This window comes from Gammaproteobacteria bacterium (assembly GCA_019748175.1).
Classification (GTDB): Bacteria; Pseudomonadota; Gammaproteobacteria; order JAIEPX01; family JAIEPX01; genus JAIEPX01.
In genome coordinates, this window is sequence record JAIEPX010000024.1 from 1 (window position 1) to 18,975 (window position 18,975).

An 18,975-nucleotide genomic window follows, 5' to 3' on the forward strand; every position below is an offset into this window, starting at 1 on the left:
TCTCCCGTTGGCTAGTGTAATAAATTTATTACACTAGCCAACGGGAGACACGACCCAGGGTCTTGCAATTAGCAAAAGCGTTGGTATAGTGAGCAAAATCTTAGAGCAGGAATTTAAAAATGCAGTGTTACAAAGTTTTTTTGGCCGCAGCCATTTTAATGACCTGTCATCCTGGCGTGTTAGGCAATACAACGACGGATGATTTTCAGACTGACATCATTGTGAAAGATCGCAGTAATGAGGTTTTGCAAAAAGCGTTCCAGTTAGCCTTAGAGCAAGTGTTGGTAAAAGCATCCGGTGATCCGGAAGTTGCGGGGCAAGCAACTGTACACGATCAATTAGGATCTGCTCAAAATTTTGTTGAGCGTTATGAATATTTGCAAGATCCCAACGATCCGAGTCATCAAAAATTAATTTTACATGTGAAATTTTCTCCTAAATCAGTTCGTGAAATATTGGGGCAAAAAAATTCAGCGCAAGAAGCGGCTTCTGATGAAGGTTGGACTGTTCATGTTTATGGAATTAAAGGTCTAAATGATTTTTCAGATGTGGTCGATTATGTGCGAGGTTTATCTTCAGTTGTTAGTGTTGAAGCGAGTACGGTTGATTCAGATGATGTGATTTTAACAGTGAAATCTACGGCAGGAATTGAAGCGCTTAAAAAAGTGATCGCCGCGGCAAATGACCATCGATTGCAGCCCTATAAAAGCGAGAAGAATTCTCAAGATTCTTCAGCTACACTGTTAACGTATCGTTGGGTTTCTGCGCCCGTTGCTGAAAAAGAATAGGAACTAAATTTTGGTGCGTCAATTGACACTCAATCTTCACCTGAACGAAAAAATTACTTTCGATAGTTTTGTTGTTGGTGAAAATGCAGAATTAATCAATGCGCTAAAAAATGTTTTTTTAACAAAAGAATTTTTTTGGTATCTGTGGGGTGAGCAAAGCGTCGGACGAACTCATTTACTCCAATCTTGCGCTTATTTTGCGCATCAACTTCAAAAAAAAGTGATGTATGTTGCATTATCGGATTATTCAACGTTATCACCCGATATTGTGCGCGGCATGGATCAATTCGATCTTGTTTTGTGGGATGATGTAGATGCCATTGCTGGTCTGAATGAATGGGAAGTTGCTTTATTTCACGCGTATAACCAACTGCAAATTGCCGGATCAAAATTAATTTGTACCGCTTCGAATTCGCCTTTATCAAGTTCAATTCAGCTGCCTGATTTTCGTTCGCGTCTCGCTGCAGGTGTGACATATCAAGTAAAGTCTTTACGTGATGAAGAAAAATTATCCGCATTACAGCAGCGGGCAAAATTGCGTGGTATGCACTTAAACGATTCAGTAGGGCGTTATCTATTATCTCATTGCCCTCGTAATTTATCTGATTTATTTGCGTTACTGGATAAGCTAGATTCGGCCTCGCTCGAGGAAAAGAGGCTTTTGACGATCCCTTTTGTTAAGGCAGTTTTGCAGGCTGAGTAGCAATAAAATACGTAGTTTCACTGGTTGAAAATTGCCCCATAACCCTCATATAGTATCTCTATGCTTATACAGGGGAGCGAAAAATTGGAACAGTTCAGAGGCACAACGATATTGTCAGTTCGCAGAAATGGCAAGGTGGTCATCGGCGGCGATGGTCAGGTCAGCATGGGTAATACCGTGATGAAAGGTAATGCTCGTAAGGTTCGTAAGCTATATAAAGGCCAAGTGATTGCCGGGTTTGCTGGTGGAACCGCGGATGCTTTTACCCTGTATGAGCTGTTCGAGGCGAAGTTAGAAAAACATTCGGGTAATCTTTTGCGTTCGGCGGTGGAGCTCGCGAAAGACTGGCGAACTGATAAATTATTACGACGACTAGAGGCAATGCTCCTAGTTGCAAACAAAGAAGCCTCATTAATTATTAGTGGCTTGGGTGATGTCATAGAGCCTGAAGACAGTTTAATGTCTATAGGGTCAGGTGGGCCCTTTGCAAAATCTGCAGCCAAAGCGCTACTCGAAAATACAAAACTCACAGCGCGAAATATTGTAGAAAAAAGTTTAAATATTGCTGCTGATATTTGTGTTTTCACCAATCACAATTTGACCATTGAAGAAATCGACAGTAACACATGAAATAGGTGAACCATTATGGCTACAGTAATTCCTACGATGACTCCAAAAGAAATCGTACACGAACTTGATAAATACATTGTCGGACAAGCTGCTGCCAAGCGAGCTGTTTCGATCGCATTGCGAAATCGCTGGCGGCGTTTGCAAGTTGATCCCGAATTAGCGCCAGAAATTACACCAAAAAATATTTTAATGATTGGGCCTACAGGCGTAGGTAAAACTGAAATTGCACGACGACTCGCAAAATTAGTGAGGGCGCCTTTTATTAAAGAAGAAGCAACGAAATTTACTGAGAGAGGTTATGTTGGTGGTGATGTTGAATCTATCATTCGAAATTTAGTTGATAAAGCGGTGAAAGATGAACGAGAATATCAAATGCAAAAAGTTAAAACTCGTGCAGAAGAAGCAGCTGAAGAACGAATTTTAGATTCATTATTAACACCAGCTCGAAGTGATTTTGAAAGTCAACCAATAGAAACAAATGTTCCAGTAAAAGAATCGAGCATGCGTACGGAATTTCGTAAGCAACTCCAAAATGGTGAGCTTGATGATAAAGTAATAGAGCTTGATTTACCGGGATTGCACGTGGGTGTTGAAATTATGGCGCCTCCCGGAATGGAAGAAATGAGTAGCCAACTCCAAAGTCTTTTTCAAAATTTATCCGGCGATAAAATTAAACGGCGAAAATTAACTGTGAAAGAAGCCTATAAGCTAATTGCTGAAATAGAAGGCTCAAAAATGGTTAATGAAGAAGAAATTCGAAATCGCGCCATTCAGGCAGTGGAATTAAATGGCATTGTTTTTCTTGATGAAATAGACAAAATTGTGGGTCGAACGGGGACAATGGGTGCTGATGTGTCTCGTGAAGGTGTGCAACGTGATTTATTGCCGTTGGTTGAAGGGACAACCGTTTCAACACGTTATGGCATGATTAAAACCGATCATATTTTATTTATTGCATCCGGCGCATTTCATTTATCAAAACCTTCTGATTTAATTCCAGAATTACAAGGTCGTTTGCCAATTCGGGTGGAATTAACTGCGTTGACCAGCGATGATTTTGAGCGAATATTAACTGAACCTAAAGCCTCGTTAACTGAGCAATATGTTGCATTAATGGCTGTTGAAGGCTTTAAAATAGAGTTCAAAAAAGATGCCATTCGGCGATTGGCCGAGATCGCATTTCAAGTCAATGAAAAAACTGAAAATATCGGTGCCCGACGTTTACATACGATTATGGAACGTTTGCTCGAAGAGATTTCATTCAGTGCGAGTGAGCGAAGTGGTGATAAATTTGTGATCGATAAAAAGTATGTAGATGCTCAGTTGGCTGCCTTGGCAGAAAACGTCGATCTTAGTGAATATATTTTGTAAATTTAACTGTAAATGTGCTATAATTTGACCATTAGAAATTTATAGAGGTCAATTTCATGCGTAGAGTATCCAGTCTTGTCCTAGTGTTGGTGGGATTAGTTGCATTGAGTTCTTGCGAGAAAAAGCAAGAAGCAACGGCTGTTCAAGCTGCTCAGCCTACTGCCCTTGAGCAGACACAGCTCCCGGCTGTACCAGCCCTACCTGCTGCACCCGCAGCGCCTGCCGCAGCTACTTCGCCTGCTGCAGCTGCAGTTCCGGCTGCTCCCGCACAAGCGCCTGCACGTGTGATCGTTAAGCCGCAACCCCCCAAACAGCCTCGAGAGAGAGTCATCGTCGTTCCTCAAAGAGAAGTACATGAAAAAGTGATTTACGTACCGCAACGGCCTGATGATCGATATCGACCTGACTATCGTGAGCGTGTAGTGCCAGCTCCCTATGTTGAAGAACGTACCGTGACAATCATAAAACGGCCTCAACCGCCAGCGGTTATCTATGTTCCACATCAACAGCAGCCTAATACGGTTATTATTAAACAGTACCCACGGCCACAAACAAATACGATTATCGTAAAGCCCTATGACAGGCCTTCAAAAATTGTAGGTCCAGCGCCTCCCAGTACAACAGGTACAGTGATTGTAAAACCTGTTCGTCCAAGTGCAGATGACGTTTCTAACCAAGCACCACCGAGTACAGTCGTTAAACCAACAATTCCAACTACAATGGGTCCACAGCAAAGCAAACCCGCTAAGGTTGTGAAGCCGATCGTAGCTCCACCAAGCACAGTTTCAGAGCAGCCTTCGGCTCCTGCAGCTCCTGCAGCTCCTGCGGCTCCTGCAGCTCCAGTTCAAGCTCCAGCTCCAGCTGAGCAAACTGCAAGTCCTGCACATAAAACCCCTGCTCCAGCAGAGTCTGAAATACCTCCAAGTACTGTGAAAACTCCACAAACAACGAATGTGCCAGCGGCTCCTGCCCAACCTGCTGAACCTGCTAAGCAAGTTAATCCTGAGCCAACACCAGCTCCTCAGCCTGAGCCAAAACCTGTGCCAGAACCACAACCTGCACCGGCGCCAGCACCTGCTGAAAATACTTCCCAAGCCCCACCAGCAACCCCTGCGCAAACAGCAACTCCTACCCCTGAGCCTTCTCCAGCTCAGGCTGCACCTGCTGCTCAAGCTCAAGTGGCACCTGTAGCTCCAGCGAGCGCTATTGAAAAACAAAACCCGCCGCCTGCAGCGACTGATGAGCCGGATTCTGATTAACAGATTCAGATCTAAGTTTAATATATTCTCGTACTGCAACACCCCTCAGATTGTCTTCAAAAATTGAAGAAATTATGGGGGGTGTTTGTGTGTTATATACAGAAATGACAGGGTTGTTTCTTGGTTGAGACGCAGAAAAGACTAGGTTGTGTTATGCCTATAATGCAGAAAAGGCTAGGATGTTTGAGCTCGAGAGTTATCTTCTAGCTAGGCTTAGTACCTGTATTGATACTGTAAGCGTCCACTACCATCAATTTGAAATAATCGTAAGTCATGAACTCTGGTCTATTTCTGCCCCACGAGTTGCGCACTAAAAATACACCCGTTTGCTTTTCGCCTTCGCTATTAAGCGCCGTGGCATTATCGTCGTAGCCATAAAGAACAATTTCGTGATAGCCCCAGCCATTATCCTGAGGATCATGAGTGGACCACGAGACGATCATATCGTGATCAACAAACCAAGAGTCTGTGCTTACATTCTTGCGGCCAGTGAGCATATATTTTGAATTAGTCAGAAACGCGATGATGACACGATTCCCATCTGCCAAAGATTTACGCACAGAACTCAGTGCTAATTCAGGAGTAACCCAACCGTCACTATTATCACTCACAGTAGCGTAATATGTTGTACCTTGATCATGAAGAGTGACTAATTTAAACAATGTTTGCGGCTCAATTGGCACTCTAGTAACAGTGCTGCTCAGAATGTTATGACTATATTGATGATAGTTCGATAAACTTAGCTTGTGCTTGGAAAATGTTTCATCGTAATTAAAAGGATATTCAACAACATTATTGCATACACCTTGTTTCTGATCTTGTTTTGATACAACACCAAACTGTCGAATGAGACTCAGAGTAACGTGCGACCAAGCACCGTGCCAAGCGTTACCCCAATAACTAAAATCGCTCAAATAGCTGCTCAGTTGTAACAAGCACAATTGACTAATGTAATCACCTTTCCCCAATGCGGCATCAATAGCGGCCGTGGTCGCAAAGGTGTTGCAGGTTCCAAAAGGACCTTGGTTGAACACGGGCACGTTGTTCATGCCTAAATCAACATGCGATGGAATATTTTCTCGGGGCACATTTCGGGTAACTGGTGCTTTAAATTGACTGCGTGACTTTTGCAATTCTTGCAAAGCAGGAGAAAGCTTGATGGCTATTACTGCCACTTTTTCTGTGGCTGCGACTCTATGATTCGCGTGGGATATTGCATTCAATGTTTCTAAGCGTACATGGCCAAAATCAGCAGCGCAAGTAAGGCTGGAACATAGGGCTATACTTGTCAATATTAATTTTTTCATGATTTCTCTTTTTGTTGTTCAGTGAAATTAGAGTAGAAACCATGATACTGGTGGAGGCTAAAAATGTCGATACCAAATTTGCGTACGCCCAAACACACTAAATCCGAGATAACCTCTAGCTCGTAATGATTTTCCATCGTTCGCTAAAGTCAGCATTATTTTATACACTTTGCCGTTATGTGGATCTAAGATTTGTCCTCCAGACCAGATATTATCACCTGTTTTTTCGAGACCCCAAATGATAGCTAATCCGAGTATGGGTTTATTTCTAAATTGCCCGGGACATTTAGAGCATATCCCTGTATCACCGGGTTGTTTAAATATTTTTTCAATTCGTCCATAGACCACACCGCGATTTTCCCAAAGATGCATAATGCTGCGGACTTTCCCCGTTTTGTCATCAATGGTAGTCCAATACCCAGAGACTGAATCAAGGCGTTCTGTAGGCTTTGCGGTTGCAGCAAAAGCAGAGGACATACACAGTGACAACATTAACGATATCAATAGTCTACTTAAGTGCTGTGCTATCATAAACGCAACTCCTCGCTGTTATTGTTGTCATTATAGCTGCTTTTTTCCCGTTATGCCCCCCATTGTTGGATAGATGGTTGCCTCTCTTTGGGAAGTGCTTGATCAATATTGCTCATATAAGTAAATAATTTTGCATTGAAATTAAATTTTTCTGAGCTGAAAAACGATGTTGCGGTGGTGTCAGCTTGAGTGGCTAGATCAAATAACTCAATGACTTTGTCGAAAACAGCTTCGATTACGTCATCAGCTGGAATTGAATCAATATTGGCTAAATAATCATTAAGAACATTTAAAATTTCATAGTGTTGAGAATCAAGTGTTTCGTTTCGTTGATAAAGAGTACAATCACATAGAACTCCATGGGCTTTAAATGCTTTAGTAAGATTGGGCCAAGTGCTAGTTCCCGTTTCAAAAACACATTGCTTAAAGGGGGTTAAATGACACCTAAATCTATCAATGACAAAAATAAGAACTAAATGTTTTAAGAGAGAAGGTTTTAATAGTCTCATGAATTGTTTTTCGATCTCTAGTGTTTCATCAAAAGGGCAAAAGAATAATGCGGGGTATATGTCCCACAAATGATTTTGAGCATTAGCGGTTTTGTCGTCGACTTGATTGATCAATGTGGCCAAACAGTTTTTTTGTTCTTTTGTATTCTTAGTCGAAAACAAACCAACATGTTTGAGTGTTACTTTGTTTGAAAGGGAGGGCGCCAAAGGTTGAAGATAGTGTGGATAAAAAACTAATGTTTCCATGCACTCATCAAAACTTTTTTCTGGTATTCTTGGATGGGTCATTATTACGGTGGCTGCTTTTAGAAACCCTTTATCGAGTACTAGTTTAAAGCCTTCTGCCCATTGTCTGCCTGCTAACGCAAAACCTATTTCAAATAACAATAGTATTTTGTCTTCGCTGAAGTCTTTACGGAATGTGTTCTCTGAGAACTGTCTGCGCGTGCTGCGCCAATCATAATCTTTCTCCTCTTTTAAAGATTGACTAGGCTCAATATCTATGAATTCTTTTAAAAAGGCTCTAATAATCTCTAGTGTATCATCATTGAGATTATCTAATAGGATATTAAACATACTATTTCGGGCAGAATGATAGTAATAGTGTCTAGGCCCACCAGATTTTTTATTAAGAATGAAAACCAATGTTTTGATATCTTTTTTGAGCAGATAAAGTTTGACAAAATATGAAATTACCTTGGGAATGTCCCAGCTATATAATGAAGTTACAGTGTCATGATAATAATCTATAATCAAGCCTAAGGCATCATAAATGTTATGATTATCCACAGGTAATAATTGGTATTGATGGCAAAGTGAAAGTAGACGGGACTCAGCTAGTTGGGTGGTATGTTTGTAAAGAGCAGAAATGAATAAATAGCAAATAGCGGTTTTGATCTTATTCAAATCTATTGAGCCGAAATGAGCAGTATGTTGTTCTAAACAAGCAATGCTTTCTGCATGGCCAATTTCACGGGCTAAATGCAGAGCAACAAGGTGGCGAATTGGTGCAGCATCATCATTAATTTTTTCATCTAAAATTATTGCGTCACCTACTAGCTCAAAAAGTTGATTACTCAGTGCAGGATAAACCACGCCTTCAGCCGTAAGAGATGTATATTTAGCATTTTCAGGAAGCGCTCCCGCCTGAATAAAAAATTTAGCTGCTTCAGATTGTTTGGTTTTTAACGCAGATATTAAGGCAGATCCTAGAAGGGACTTGTTCGAGTAAATTACAGGATTTGATACAAGTGCTATAGCACGTTTCCATTTATTGTGAGATATGCATAGATTAAAAAATTCAACTATCATCTCATTAAATTCAGAATTTTTATGGCACAAAAATTCGGATTCACAGTCTTTATTAGAACTTACGGCAATTGAGAAGAGTTCTTTTAGAGTTTTTTCACTAATAGTAGGAAATTCCTTCAGGCATAATTTAACAGTAACCCATTCATTATCTCGGGCTGCGCGAAGAAGCATCAGATCAAGGTCCATGTATTGAATTTGACGCGGATTACCTTGGTGTAGAAGATACTGATGAAGTAATTCATATCCATAATTGGCAGATTTAATCTGATATTTTTCTGATCCCGTGGCTTGAATGAGTTTGTCAGCGAGGTCAAATTGTTCTGCCAAAATAAGTTTGGCGATAATGGGGTCATTTTGTTTAAATAAGCAGGGAGAGAATCCTATAAGTGCATCAAAGATTTGAATGCGCAGAGAGGGGTTAGGATGTCCTAACAATCGCATGAGCATGCGTGTATAGCCATTCTTTAGCATTACATAAGCAAGGGGTTCTCCCAGGCAAGTATCCAGTAAGATGTCTAGTGTGATTTCAGGAAGGCCTAAGAGAAATTCAAAATCATTATTTCGGTAATGCTGAGTTCTTTCTTTTAAATTGGAATAAATTTTGGCGCATTCTGCTTCGTCAATTTTTCGAATTTGATCAGTGTATTCTGTAATATCGTGATAAACTTGTGAAAAGAACCCTGAAATTTTGTTTTTACGAATATAGAAAATGATGGGAATTTTAAAATTAGGATTGACTATAAGATTATTTTTTTCAGCATACGCTTTATAATGTTCGAGTAATTCTTGAGCGAAATCATAAGCCAGTAATCGGGCTCCCAAAGTATCTGAACAAATACTGACAACACTTCGATACGGGTTAAAACGAATTCTAGCCAAAACTTCGTTAGTTCTGGGATTGGATTTTCTGGCCCTTTTATTGGCTCTTTTGAATTCTTCGATTTGTTGTGTAGTATATAGGCGTTCTTTTAACCAGGACAAACTATTTTCAGCATGTTCAGCGGAATCAAAATCAAATATTCTACCTACAGTTCCCGAGTCGTCCGTTAGTAGTCTATTGAAAAGTGAATCGTTGGTGTGTGTTACGATTCCGTATAATTTGTCATTTCGCTGATCTCTACTAAATCCAAAAGCGCGACTGAGTGCATTAGGATCTAAGAGGGTATTTGATTGTGCTTGTGAAAATCCAGCTTTATCTTTGGATGAATACATCGGTTGTTTGTTTTCTCTTGGTTTAATTATACCATCTGGCGCAATTAAAAATTGTTTGCGTTGAGAGGGTCGTAAATTGTGAAGTCTTCGCGAGTTGTTTTCACCAGGAATTATGCCGAGAATAAATTGATAACTAAAATCAAATTCATCAGCACGCAATGTTTTTAACAAACAATTATCTACATAGGCAATTGTCAATTGACCCCGTTCGCACATGGCTTGGCGTTGACAATAGAAATATTGCTCATTTGTTAAATGAACAGCGGCGTAATCAACTTTTGGAAACTCAATATTTAATAAAGGTAAGCGCTCTTTCACGAAGTTAAAAAAAGAGTGAGAGGTATTTGTACTATTGAATTGTAGAGTAACAGTATTCGGGGCGACTTTATTTTCAGTATAGCTGCAAGCTTTGAAAAATTCCGTAAACGTGGATCGGTGCTTTTTCATACTTTCGGATGATTGTGCTGTTCGAGCTCTCATTAATAATGCCTATTTGATTATATTTAATGCTATTTATACCATAATAAGTGGTAATTATCAAGGTTAAACAGTCCTAGAAGTACACTCTTTGCCTGAAATTAAGGGATCATTCAAGGCCTAATCCCGTTAGTAGTGGGGGGGCAGCATTGATGCCCCCCTGTCTTCTGAGACTAAAAGTCAGCGATTTCTCACGTGAGAAAGTGGAATTAAATTACGATGTACTGTATTGACGAAAGAAAGGCGAATAGTTACCGTCTGATTTGTGGAAACTCTAATGATTGGAAGAATTAATTTTTTAGAAGGGAATTTTCTATGAATAAATCGCTTAGTTATTGGCAGGGAATTCTTAATGAAGTTTTAAATAAAGGTAATATTAATTACGCATTTCTTTATACAAATTTAGGCCCAGAAGATAGAGATGAATTAGCGAAAAATGCTCGTGATCCCAAACGCGAGCGAATTTATTTGAATGGAGAATTTTCTGGAATTTATCTCACACCACGTGAGAGTGATTGTTTGTGTGCATTAGCAAGCGGTAGAACAGTAAAGACAGTTGCGCGCGAATTAAATCTATCGCATCGAACTGTTGAATTTTATCTAAAAAATCTCAAAGCGAAGTTCGGTTGTTCAAACAAGGGCGAATTGCTCGCATTGGTTGCAGAAACGGATTTAGTAACTTTTCTGGAATCAGCTGAAAATTTATGAAAAAACGAAGCGCGATAGAGATTTTTCTTGCGGAAGTCAATCAGTAAATTTCACTATACACTAACCCACTGTTTGTAGTTAGGTTGAACTGACGTTAATCAGTCATTAAGGGAAGAACTTATGCAAAAGTTTGTTAGTATTGCGCGTGATGGCTTGCAGTTTCATTTTCAAAAATTAACTGCTGACCAGGAGCCTGAGAGATTAGAGGCATACCGGCAACTTGGCACGTATCTTTCCAGTGCTGCAGATGTTTTGTTATTGCCTTTTAGACAGCAATTATTTAATTCCGAAAAGCCTGATAATGCTAAAAATGTTGAATTGTTATGTAAATTTATTCGGGATATCATCAAAGACAAATTTCTTACTGCTGATACCGCAACTCGAAACAAATTAGTTGAAACTCTAGACTTTAAAAGTTATGAGGAAATTAATCTGCAATTGTTTATTAGCAAGTTAGAAATATTAATTCCAGATATAAAAGCTAATACGGCTTTTATTAAGATAGTGGGTAAATTAAATATTGATTTATCAAACCCGCAAGCTTTTGTGCAGCCGGCTAATGTTCATACAGTAGAGATTCCAGAGAGAGCGTTGGGGTTAGCTAAACTAGGATGGCAAGCATTTGTAAGAGATGCTGTAGCCAGTTTGAATGGTGATGAACATGCGAAACAATCGATAGCAGTTAAATTAAATAAAAAAGTCAGTAGTGTTGCAGACGCTATTGTTTTACCATTTGAACATTTATTTGGGGGTAAGGATATAGATGAATTAAAGAAACTGATACGTAAAGAATTCCGTAATAAATATAATGATCCAAAAAATATCGAGTCATTAAATAATATTACCAAAGTTTTGAATGATATTGTTCCTAAAGATTTAAAGCAGTTAATGCAAGCTATTAAAAAATTGATACCTACTATAAATCTGAATAATGAATTTGGAGATCTGCTTAAGAGTTTTGGTTTTAGTGCGCTCGGTGAGCTTCTGGAAGTTAAAATAAATGAAAGTAAATTAACTGAAGTGGCTCCAAAGGTTGTTGAAGCAGTAAAAGGTATTGCGGATAAGGCTAAAAGTGTTATACATTCAGATGCATCTAATCCAGTAGCTGTACTTTCTAAAGTTACTGAGACTGTTACGGATATGGTAGCAAAACCCCAAGCTGCTCAGGCCGCTGAAGCCTTACAATCAAAAGCCGTAACTCCTGAAACTAAGGATTCCAAAGCATTGCCATTCTCCGAGTTATCTGCATTTGTGAATAGTATCGCTACTGATTCTAGCGCTTTAAAAAAAGCGGCAGTTACCAAAGCAGTTGAGAAAGCGGGGAAGGATACAGATACAGACGGAAACGTTAAGGCTGAACACTTAAAAGCAATCAAAATGGAATTAGAGGGTAGTCAACTTGCTGCATACAATGATTTTTTGGCAAAGGTGAATGCACCTCGTCAAGCTCTAGCGCCCCCAGCGAAAGCCTATGAAGCGACGCTTACATTATACGCTCAAGGAAAAATACGCGGTCCATTGGGAAAAACTATTAATGACTGGTATCGGCGATTCATCAATGGTGAAAATAGTGCCTATTTTAGACTGTTGTTGGACTATAAAACCGATGGTAGTGTCGATTATTCGAAAATTGATTTATATGAGCTCGACGATGCGGCATATCAGAAAGGTGTTAAGCAACATCCGGAAATAAAACGACATAAACAAACAACGTATCAACAAGATTCTGGGTATAATCAGCATGGTCGGGCAGGATCGCTGGATACTGGTATCGATTTCTCTGTTGCCGGTCTGGAAGCAGGATTGAGTGCAAATCTTAAGCGGGTATTAAATAAGATTGGTTTTAATAACAAGCTTAAGAAAATTGAGTATTTCGTTGAGACAACTGACGTTGTTGATTTTGACCCACCTGTAGTAAGTCCTCTAAAAACACAGGAGCCAAAAATCAAAATTCAAGTTAGGCAAGGAAAAGAAAATGTTTTGCATGATTCATATTTGAATCAATATCTTGATGCCCTACTCAGAGACATTGGTGACTCAATAATTAATGGGTATTATTTTGGTAGAGAAAAAGAAGAAACGTATTTTAGGCATGATTCTAAAGATGCTTCAATGCGATCTGTTGAAGGTTCAAGTAGTTTGACTTTTAAGCCAGGTGTTGTATCCAATATTCCTGGCGGACATATTAAGGCTGGTGGAGCTTCATTAGATCAGCAAGGTCGAGAAGTTCATAATGAATCTGGAAATCTTAAAGAAAAAGAAGGGGGAACTTTTTTCAAAATAAGACCGTTTAATACTGCAGAATTTAATCATGCTTTAGATAATATAATGAATCAACTTCCTTCGTTTATAGATGAGAGTGGAAAAGAGATTACAGCTCTAACTGTTAGTTATGCACCGCATACGCGTTTTCACCAAGGTATTAGCGCTGCTGAATCGAAAGTTTATAAATTATTGGAGCGAGCTAATAAATTGATTGCTATGGCGGTTACAGCGACTGAAATCAGTCAGGGTTTTAATGAGGCTGGAGATAGCAATTCAGAAGAATTATCAGGCTTTCAAAGAGCGCAAGATGCGGCGGCCAATTTCAAGACTTTTTATAATACAGAACTGCCTGATACAATTTATATGCTTTTAGAAAGACCATTTAGTGCTGAATCCCCTGAAAATAAGGCAAGAATAGCACGCTGTGAAAATCAATTGAAAGACTTCACAAATGGCTTTTTAGGGTTAAAAACGATCAAATATAAAAAAACGTTAGTTCAAGAGTCATTAACATTAGGCAGAGGGGACACTGAGGGAAGTAGCGGGCATGATTATGAAGGTAAAATACCCCCGCTGAAGCCATTTAAAAATTTAGGACATTATTTTAGAGGCGAGAAGGGTGATGATAAAAAAATCCCCCTCTCTGATCCACAACAAAATGATATAGAGTTAAGGCTCAAACTTGATAAATCGTCTGACTTATGGAGGCAGCTTGCTGCGGAATATGAAAATTTTGAAATTAGTGTGACTATAGCAAAGCTTGATCGTGAGTCAAATACTCTTGTGAGAGACAATGTAGGAGTGCGTAGTGTTAAATATATTCCTAGCCCACAGTATATACACAATTGGCAGTTGAGTTGCGCTGAATTATTAAAAAAATCACAAGCAAGTAAACCACAAGGTGTTAAATCCCAAGAAAAAAAACCAGCACAACCTGCTGTTAAAAAAGCATATTTCTTGATTTGCGTATATAACGAGCTGAGTACGGATTCGCCTACTTATAAAATATATGTGATGAATAGCTATAAATCAGTGGAGATAAAAAAACTAGAGGTATTAGAGGAAATTGCTCCATTATGTCAATTAATAGATGCTTCTAAAAAAGTCAGAGAATTCAACAAAAGCGAGCTCCCACTCAAAGTAATTCAATGGCTTTATGATGAAAAATTTATGCCACCATATTTCCAAGCCATTGTTGATTTAGAATTGATATTTGGTTATTTGGCGCCTGGCGGTACGATGAAAATGGTTTCTCGTGAGGCTAATTTTGAGCTATCAGTTTCTAATGTGGAATTAGATAGTATTAACTATCTGAATATTGGGGATGTGATTCACTATCGAGGCGATGAGCTGACACGAGATCTCGCCGTTGATGATATTGCTACGTCCAAAAAGAAAAATATGTTGAGAAAAAAAGCAGCAGGATCAGGAGAAGCTGATTTATGGTCAAATGAGTCAGAGACTTCTAACGCCAGAAAGAAAGGTGTAGTTTTGTATTTGAAAAAACAAAAATAAAATTAAATTCCTATGATCATTCAGAAATTCCAAAGGGCCTAAAAAAATTCAAGCTTGAGATCTCTCAAATAGCTGAAGTTAATTTTAGTGAGGGGATTACTAATGCTAGCGAGGCGGGAGAGAACTTGGCTGACGAAGCCACTACGTTAATAGCAAAACGAAAGGCTCAAGGAGAGGATATTACGCCTGCTGAAAAAAGAGTGCTCGATGAAAGTTTAGAAATTAATTTTTTCAAAATAATGAGGATGCCTAACGCAGACTGGGTAAAAATCAGTCAAGCTTTAACGTATATTGATTCTAAAAATATTTTAGTTTTTTCGCCGAATTTACAAAACGATATTATTGCTTCTCTAGTAGATTGTGTTGAAAGAATAAATAAAGATATGCCAGATGAAAGCGACATGTTGATTTCTTTAATGGTTCATGTGTTTATTAATTGTACCGATATTTTAACTGATAAAAATAATGGTGTTCAAGTTGTTCGTCATGCGATTTCTTGGTTGGTAAATACCAATCAATCTATTCGCCAGGCGAGCTTTATTTTTCTAGATAGATGTTTCAGTCGTCGTTATGATGAAATTGGCTTGGGCACAATTGATTATCAAAATATTCCCGCTCTATTTGATGCCATTAAATCAGATGAAGATGCAATTGAATTGCTCGGGTTTATTAGACTGCCCCAATTTAATTATCCTGTGAGTATGGAGGAAGTGCTGTTCGATAAAGTTCTCGCTCTTCTTGCTAAACCTGAAACAAAGTGGTGTAAGGATTATCAAGAAAATCTAGTTTGCTATGAGGGATTAGATTTTGTTAAAGAGATGTTATCTCATTCTAAAAATATTCAGTTTATTTTAAATTGTATAAACAAAATAGTGAGCAAGGCGCTAGAAAGATCTACTGAGAAATACTTTTCTAGAGGTTTGTCTCATGTGTTAAATATATTAAGTGAAAGAGATTTGAATGGTATAATGATTCAGCTGCGAGTGGCACTGTTTGATCAATTGATGTCATTCATGGTTGCAAGTAAAGCTGATGCTCGAAAAATAGAGTGTCTGTTGGAATTTTATGACCAGTTTTTTGATGCCTTATCTAAATATCTAGTTTCCGAATTTAACGGCGCTCCTCTGCTCGAAAAACTAGTTGTAGAAGTCAGTAATGAATTCAAAGCATCTGCAAATGTTGAAAAAAATAAATATTATTTGGAAGGTCTTTTGTATATATGTAGATGGTTTGGTGGTTATCTGCAATCTTTCTATTCCTGCAATGATGCGTTTATGGTTGATGTCACAAGGGCTTCTCAGTCGTTGATACAGCTTTTTTCGGGTGAAGTGAATGAGCTAGGAAAAAAAGTTAAGATTGATTCGTCGATGTTTCTTAAGTTAGTGGATTCATTCTGCCGTATAAAGAAAATACCGTTAAGCATTGATCCTGGATTTATTTTGCCCTATTTAAATAGTGAGAATTTTGGCGTGCTTGTAAATATTAGGCCGCGCAGAATAGGGTCTAGGGTATCAGAGATAGACAATTCTGACATGGTGCTTGAGATGATTGACTATTACCCTCATTTATTTGCAGAGTCCGCTTATATTGAAGCATTGTTAAAATTATTCAATCAATTAAGTTATGAAGATGCTGGTCAATTAGATTATAAATCGTGGGTATTAGATATTTTGGTCAGAGTCAATAGAAGTCGGCCTCAAAGTTTTACTAAAGAGCAATATAATATTTTGGAAGAGCCGAGTACATTAAATTTCACATCCGAACCACATTGTTTCATAGTAGAAACTTATTGCAGCTTAGGTATAAAGCTTCAGATTGATAAAATAAAATTGCTGGAAGATATCTTGGTCAATATTTGTAATGCAGACGCTAAAACTATCTCTCAATATCTCAATCTACTGCAGAGTATAGAAGCAGTTGATCTAATTGATTATATGGTCAGAAGGCTTTCAGTAGACAAAAATGATGAGGGCTCTTTAATAGGGGGGGTAGCGAAAACATTGGCTATACTTTCGGTTAATTATGAGTTGGAAATTGAATTAAAGGTCAACGGCAAGCAATTGGAATGTTCTCAAAAAAACAATGATAAGGTCGTTGTAAATAAGAAATTTGATGTTAATGATACAATAATCCCAGAGATTGATAAATTTATTAAGGCTTTCATAGAAGCCGAAAAACAGGAGAAAAGATTAAGTAGTTTAGTTAAGCCCAAAGAAGTCTCGGTTATACAGGATAGACGCTCTTCGAATAAACGTGATACTTTTATTGCAGGTTATGTTTCAAACAAGTATCGTGTCATGTTTCAGTATCCTTCTGTTTCTTCTAATGATTGGGAAGAGTGTCTGCAAATATTCAGAACAGATAGGAAGTCAGTTCTAGAGTTACTGATGAAGCAGGAATCGCGAAAAACACTTCTTGAGAAAAACTCAAAATTATTTTCATTATTGATCTATGAATTCCATAGGCATTATTTACTTTCTTCTTCCACTGCTGCATTGCCAAATGAGAATAAGGGCTTAACTAAACTCGTGGATGCCTTAAGAAGTAAAACATCTGCGCCAACTGAGAATAGTCCGTTAATGTTAGCATGCAGTAAACTGACTGAGGCATTAAAAAATAAAGCGGCTATGAAAGAGCCAGATGAAAGGGTTATCGATCTTTGCAACGCTGCTGAGAAAGAGTTGGGAGAGCAAATGCAAGGTAAGGTATATGAAGATTATTTAAATTTATTCCAAGATGGAAAGAAATCTTTGAGCGTCGCAATTTTAGTCTGCTTTGCAGTATTGAAAGAACTCCCTTGCAGAGTTTGGTTTAAATCAGATGATGTTTTGACTCTTTATTCATCTAACGCAGTGCAAGAAGGATCTAGTAACTGTGTAGACTTTATGCTTGTTGGTGGATATGAACTTTCGCAGGTGACCGATTTCTCTCAATGTACTTTGTTGGTGCCAGTGCCGAGTTCGTCTCAACGAGCGCAGTCGAATGATTTTTCTCGCCCATCATTTGGCGTATCGACTCCGAATGTTCGTTTTTTCTCTCAACCAGTACGGAAAGTATCTAAAAGTTGGCAGTTAAAGAAATTTAAATTACCTAATCAAGATTTAGAAGTATTTGATGTCAATGTGCCAGGTGATAATACTTGTTTGTTCTATGCTATCGCATTGGGTTATTTATTGCCCGTGTTAGGAGATAATGACAAGTTTAAATCCAGAGTTGATGCGTTATTTAAGTTACATGATGAGGTCATTGAATATGAAAAATTGCGCAAAATTTTGTCTGCTTTTGAAGGTCAAACTGATTTTATTTCAAGAGGTGATAATTCTGGTTTTCTTGAAGCATTAATTAATGTCAATTTGAGAACAAAAATAGTTGCATATATGCGTGATAATTCTCATTATTCGGAGTTTTTAGGACACTTCCAAGAAGAATTTTTCAGTGATCTAGAATTGACCGCTGATGCTTTGCGAGCTCGTTTTGATCATTATCTTGATGATATGCAAGCGCCCAAAGGTTCTTGGGGTGGTAATCTAGAAATTCTTGCTTGCATTCAACTGTTGAATGTAGATTTCAATATCTATGTAATATCTAAGAATGGTACTGACTTAGAGCCAAGTATGACTGCAGATAAATCGAATCCAAAACCGAATGGAGAGATTAACTTGTTTTATACTTCCATGATAGTCGGTGGTGCAAAGAATCATTATCATGTTCTGATAGATCCCAAGCATATGCCGAATTCAGATGAAAAATTGACCAGTGGAATTGAGCCACCTAAATAAATTAATGATGTTCTAAAAATTTGTTGTGCGTCAAATTGCAGTGCAGCCTGAGTTTAGGAAATTCGGGTCATGTGTTTGACGCATTTCATATGGCGTCTATTTTTAATCTTGCCAAATCTTTCTTATTTATTGACTTTTCAAGTGCGCTGCGTGAGAATCGAATGCTTTATTTCGGAGGGGTTCCCGAGTGGTTAAAGGGACCAGACTGTAAATCTGGCGGCTCTGCCTTCGTAGGTTCAAATCCTACCCCCTCCACCAAACAGCCGATCTAGGATGGTGTGTTAAGAAAGATTTTTCTGTGTTTGTGGAGTTGTGTGTCAGAACTGCGGGTGTAGTTCAATGGTAGAACTTCAGCCTTCCAAGCTGATAGCGTGGGTTCGATTCCCATCACCCGCTCCATACAGGATAGGCTCTGACGGCGGGCTATTGCCCACATAGCTCAGTGGTAGAGCACTTCCTTGGTAAGGAAGAGGTCACCGGTTCAATCCCGGTTGTGGGCTCCAATTGCGAGTCATTAATTTAGAGGAGTAACCAATGGGTAAAGAAACCTTTGAACGGACCCTTCCCCACGTCAACGTGGGCACAATAGGTCACGTGGACCACGGTAAGA

General features: G+C 38.7%; 11 protein-coding genes and 3 tRNA genes. 11 read left to right on the plus strand and 3 right to left on the minus strand.

Features of this window, described 5'->3' with window-relative positions; translation table 11 throughout:
* Positions 1–119: 119 nt before the first annotated feature.
* Genes K2X50_09565 through K2X50_09585 form a run of 5 tightly spaced genes read left to right on the plus strand, consistent with a single transcriptional unit; the run spans position 120 to position 4,751 of the window.
* Entirely contained in the window at positions 120–788 is a 669-nt protein-coding gene (locus K2X50_09565; protein ID MBX9587492.1) for a DUF2066 domain-containing protein, read from the plus strand.
* A 10-nt stretch (positions 789–798) separates the two neighbouring features.
* The gene (hda, locus tag K2X50_09570; protein ID MBX9587493.1) at positions 799–1,491 is read left to right on the plus strand and encodes a DnaA regulatory inactivator Hda; all 693 of its coding nucleotides are present in this window, start codon (positions 799–801) and stop codon (positions 1,489–1,491) included.
* Between the two features lie 60 nt (positions 1,492–1,551).
* A complete protein-coding gene (gene hslV / locus K2X50_09575; GenBank protein ID MBX9587494.1) occupies positions 1,552–2,121 on the plus strand; it encodes an ATP-dependent protease subunit HslV in 570 nt (189 codons plus the stop codon).
* A 15-nt stretch (positions 2,122–2,136) separates the two neighbouring features.
* Positions 2,137–3,492, plus strand: a complete 1,356-nt coding sequence (gene hslU / locus K2X50_09580) for an ATP-dependent protease ATPase subunit HslU (protein MBX9587495.1) — start codon at positions 2,137–2,139, stop codon at positions 3,490–3,492.
* 56 nt (positions 3,493–3,548) lie between these two features.
* Positions 3,549–4,751 carry a hypothetical protein gene (locus K2X50_09585; protein MBX9587496.1) on the plus strand — a complete coding sequence of 401 codons (1,203 nt, stop codon included), beginning with the start codon at positions 3,549–3,551 and terminating at the stop codon, positions 4,749–4,751.
* A 203-nt stretch (positions 4,752–4,954) separates the two neighbouring features.
* Here the strand turns inward: K2X50_09585 and K2X50_09590 are convergent, their stop codons facing one another.
* The 3 genes from K2X50_09590 to K2X50_09600 are packed head-to-tail and all read right to left on the minus strand — an operon-like array spanning position 4,955 to position 10,101.
* Entirely contained in the window at positions 4,955–6,058 is a 1,104-nt protein-coding gene (locus tag K2X50_09590) for a hypothetical protein (protein ID MBX9587497.1), read from the minus strand.
* 57 nt (positions 6,059–6,115) lie between these two features.
* Entirely contained in the window at positions 6,116–6,589 is a 474-nt protein-coding gene (locus tag K2X50_09595; GenBank protein MBX9587498.1) for a DUF2147 domain-containing protein, read from the minus strand.
* Positions 6,590–6,639: 50 nt separating this feature from the next.
* Positions 6,640–10,101: a hypothetical protein gene (locus tag K2X50_09600; GenBank protein ID MBX9587499.1), complete on the minus strand. Its 3,462-nt coding sequence runs from the start codon at positions 10,099–10,101 to the stop codon at positions 6,640–6,642.
* A 312-nt stretch (positions 10,102–10,413) separates the two neighbouring features.
* On the opposite strand from K2X50_09600, the gene K2X50_09605 reads away from it, so the two are divergent.
* The 6 genes from K2X50_09605 to K2X50_09630 all read left to right on the plus strand — a co-directional run bounded on the left by K2X50_09605 (position 10,414) and on the right by K2X50_09630 (position 18,868).
* A complete protein-coding gene (locus K2X50_09605; protein MBX9587500.1) occupies positions 10,414–10,806 on the plus strand; it encodes a helix-turn-helix transcriptional regulator in 393 nt (130 codons plus the stop codon).
* Between the two features lie 120 nt (positions 10,807–10,926).
* On the plus strand, positions 10,927–14,586 hold the full coding sequence (locus tag K2X50_09610) for a hypothetical protein (GenBank protein MBX9587501.1): 3,660 nt from the start codon (positions 10,927–10,929) through the stop codon (positions 14,584–14,586).
* Between the two features lie 125 nt (positions 14,587–14,711).
* On the plus strand, positions 14,712–18,365 hold the full coding sequence (locus tag K2X50_09615; GenBank protein MBX9587502.1) for a hypothetical protein: 3,654 nt from the start codon (positions 14,712–14,714) through the stop codon (positions 18,363–18,365).
* A 173-nt stretch (positions 18,366–18,538) separates the two neighbouring features.
* A tRNA-Tyr gene (locus tag K2X50_09620) sits at positions 18,539–18,623 on the plus strand.
* A gap of 67 nt (positions 18,624–18,690) precedes the next feature.
* A tRNA-Gly gene (locus tag K2X50_09625) sits at positions 18,691–18,764 on the plus strand.
* Between the two features lie 29 nt (positions 18,765–18,793).
* Positions 18,794–18,868, plus strand: a tRNA-Thr gene (locus K2X50_09630).
* The last annotated feature ends 107 nt before the right edge of the window (positions 18,869–18,975 follow it).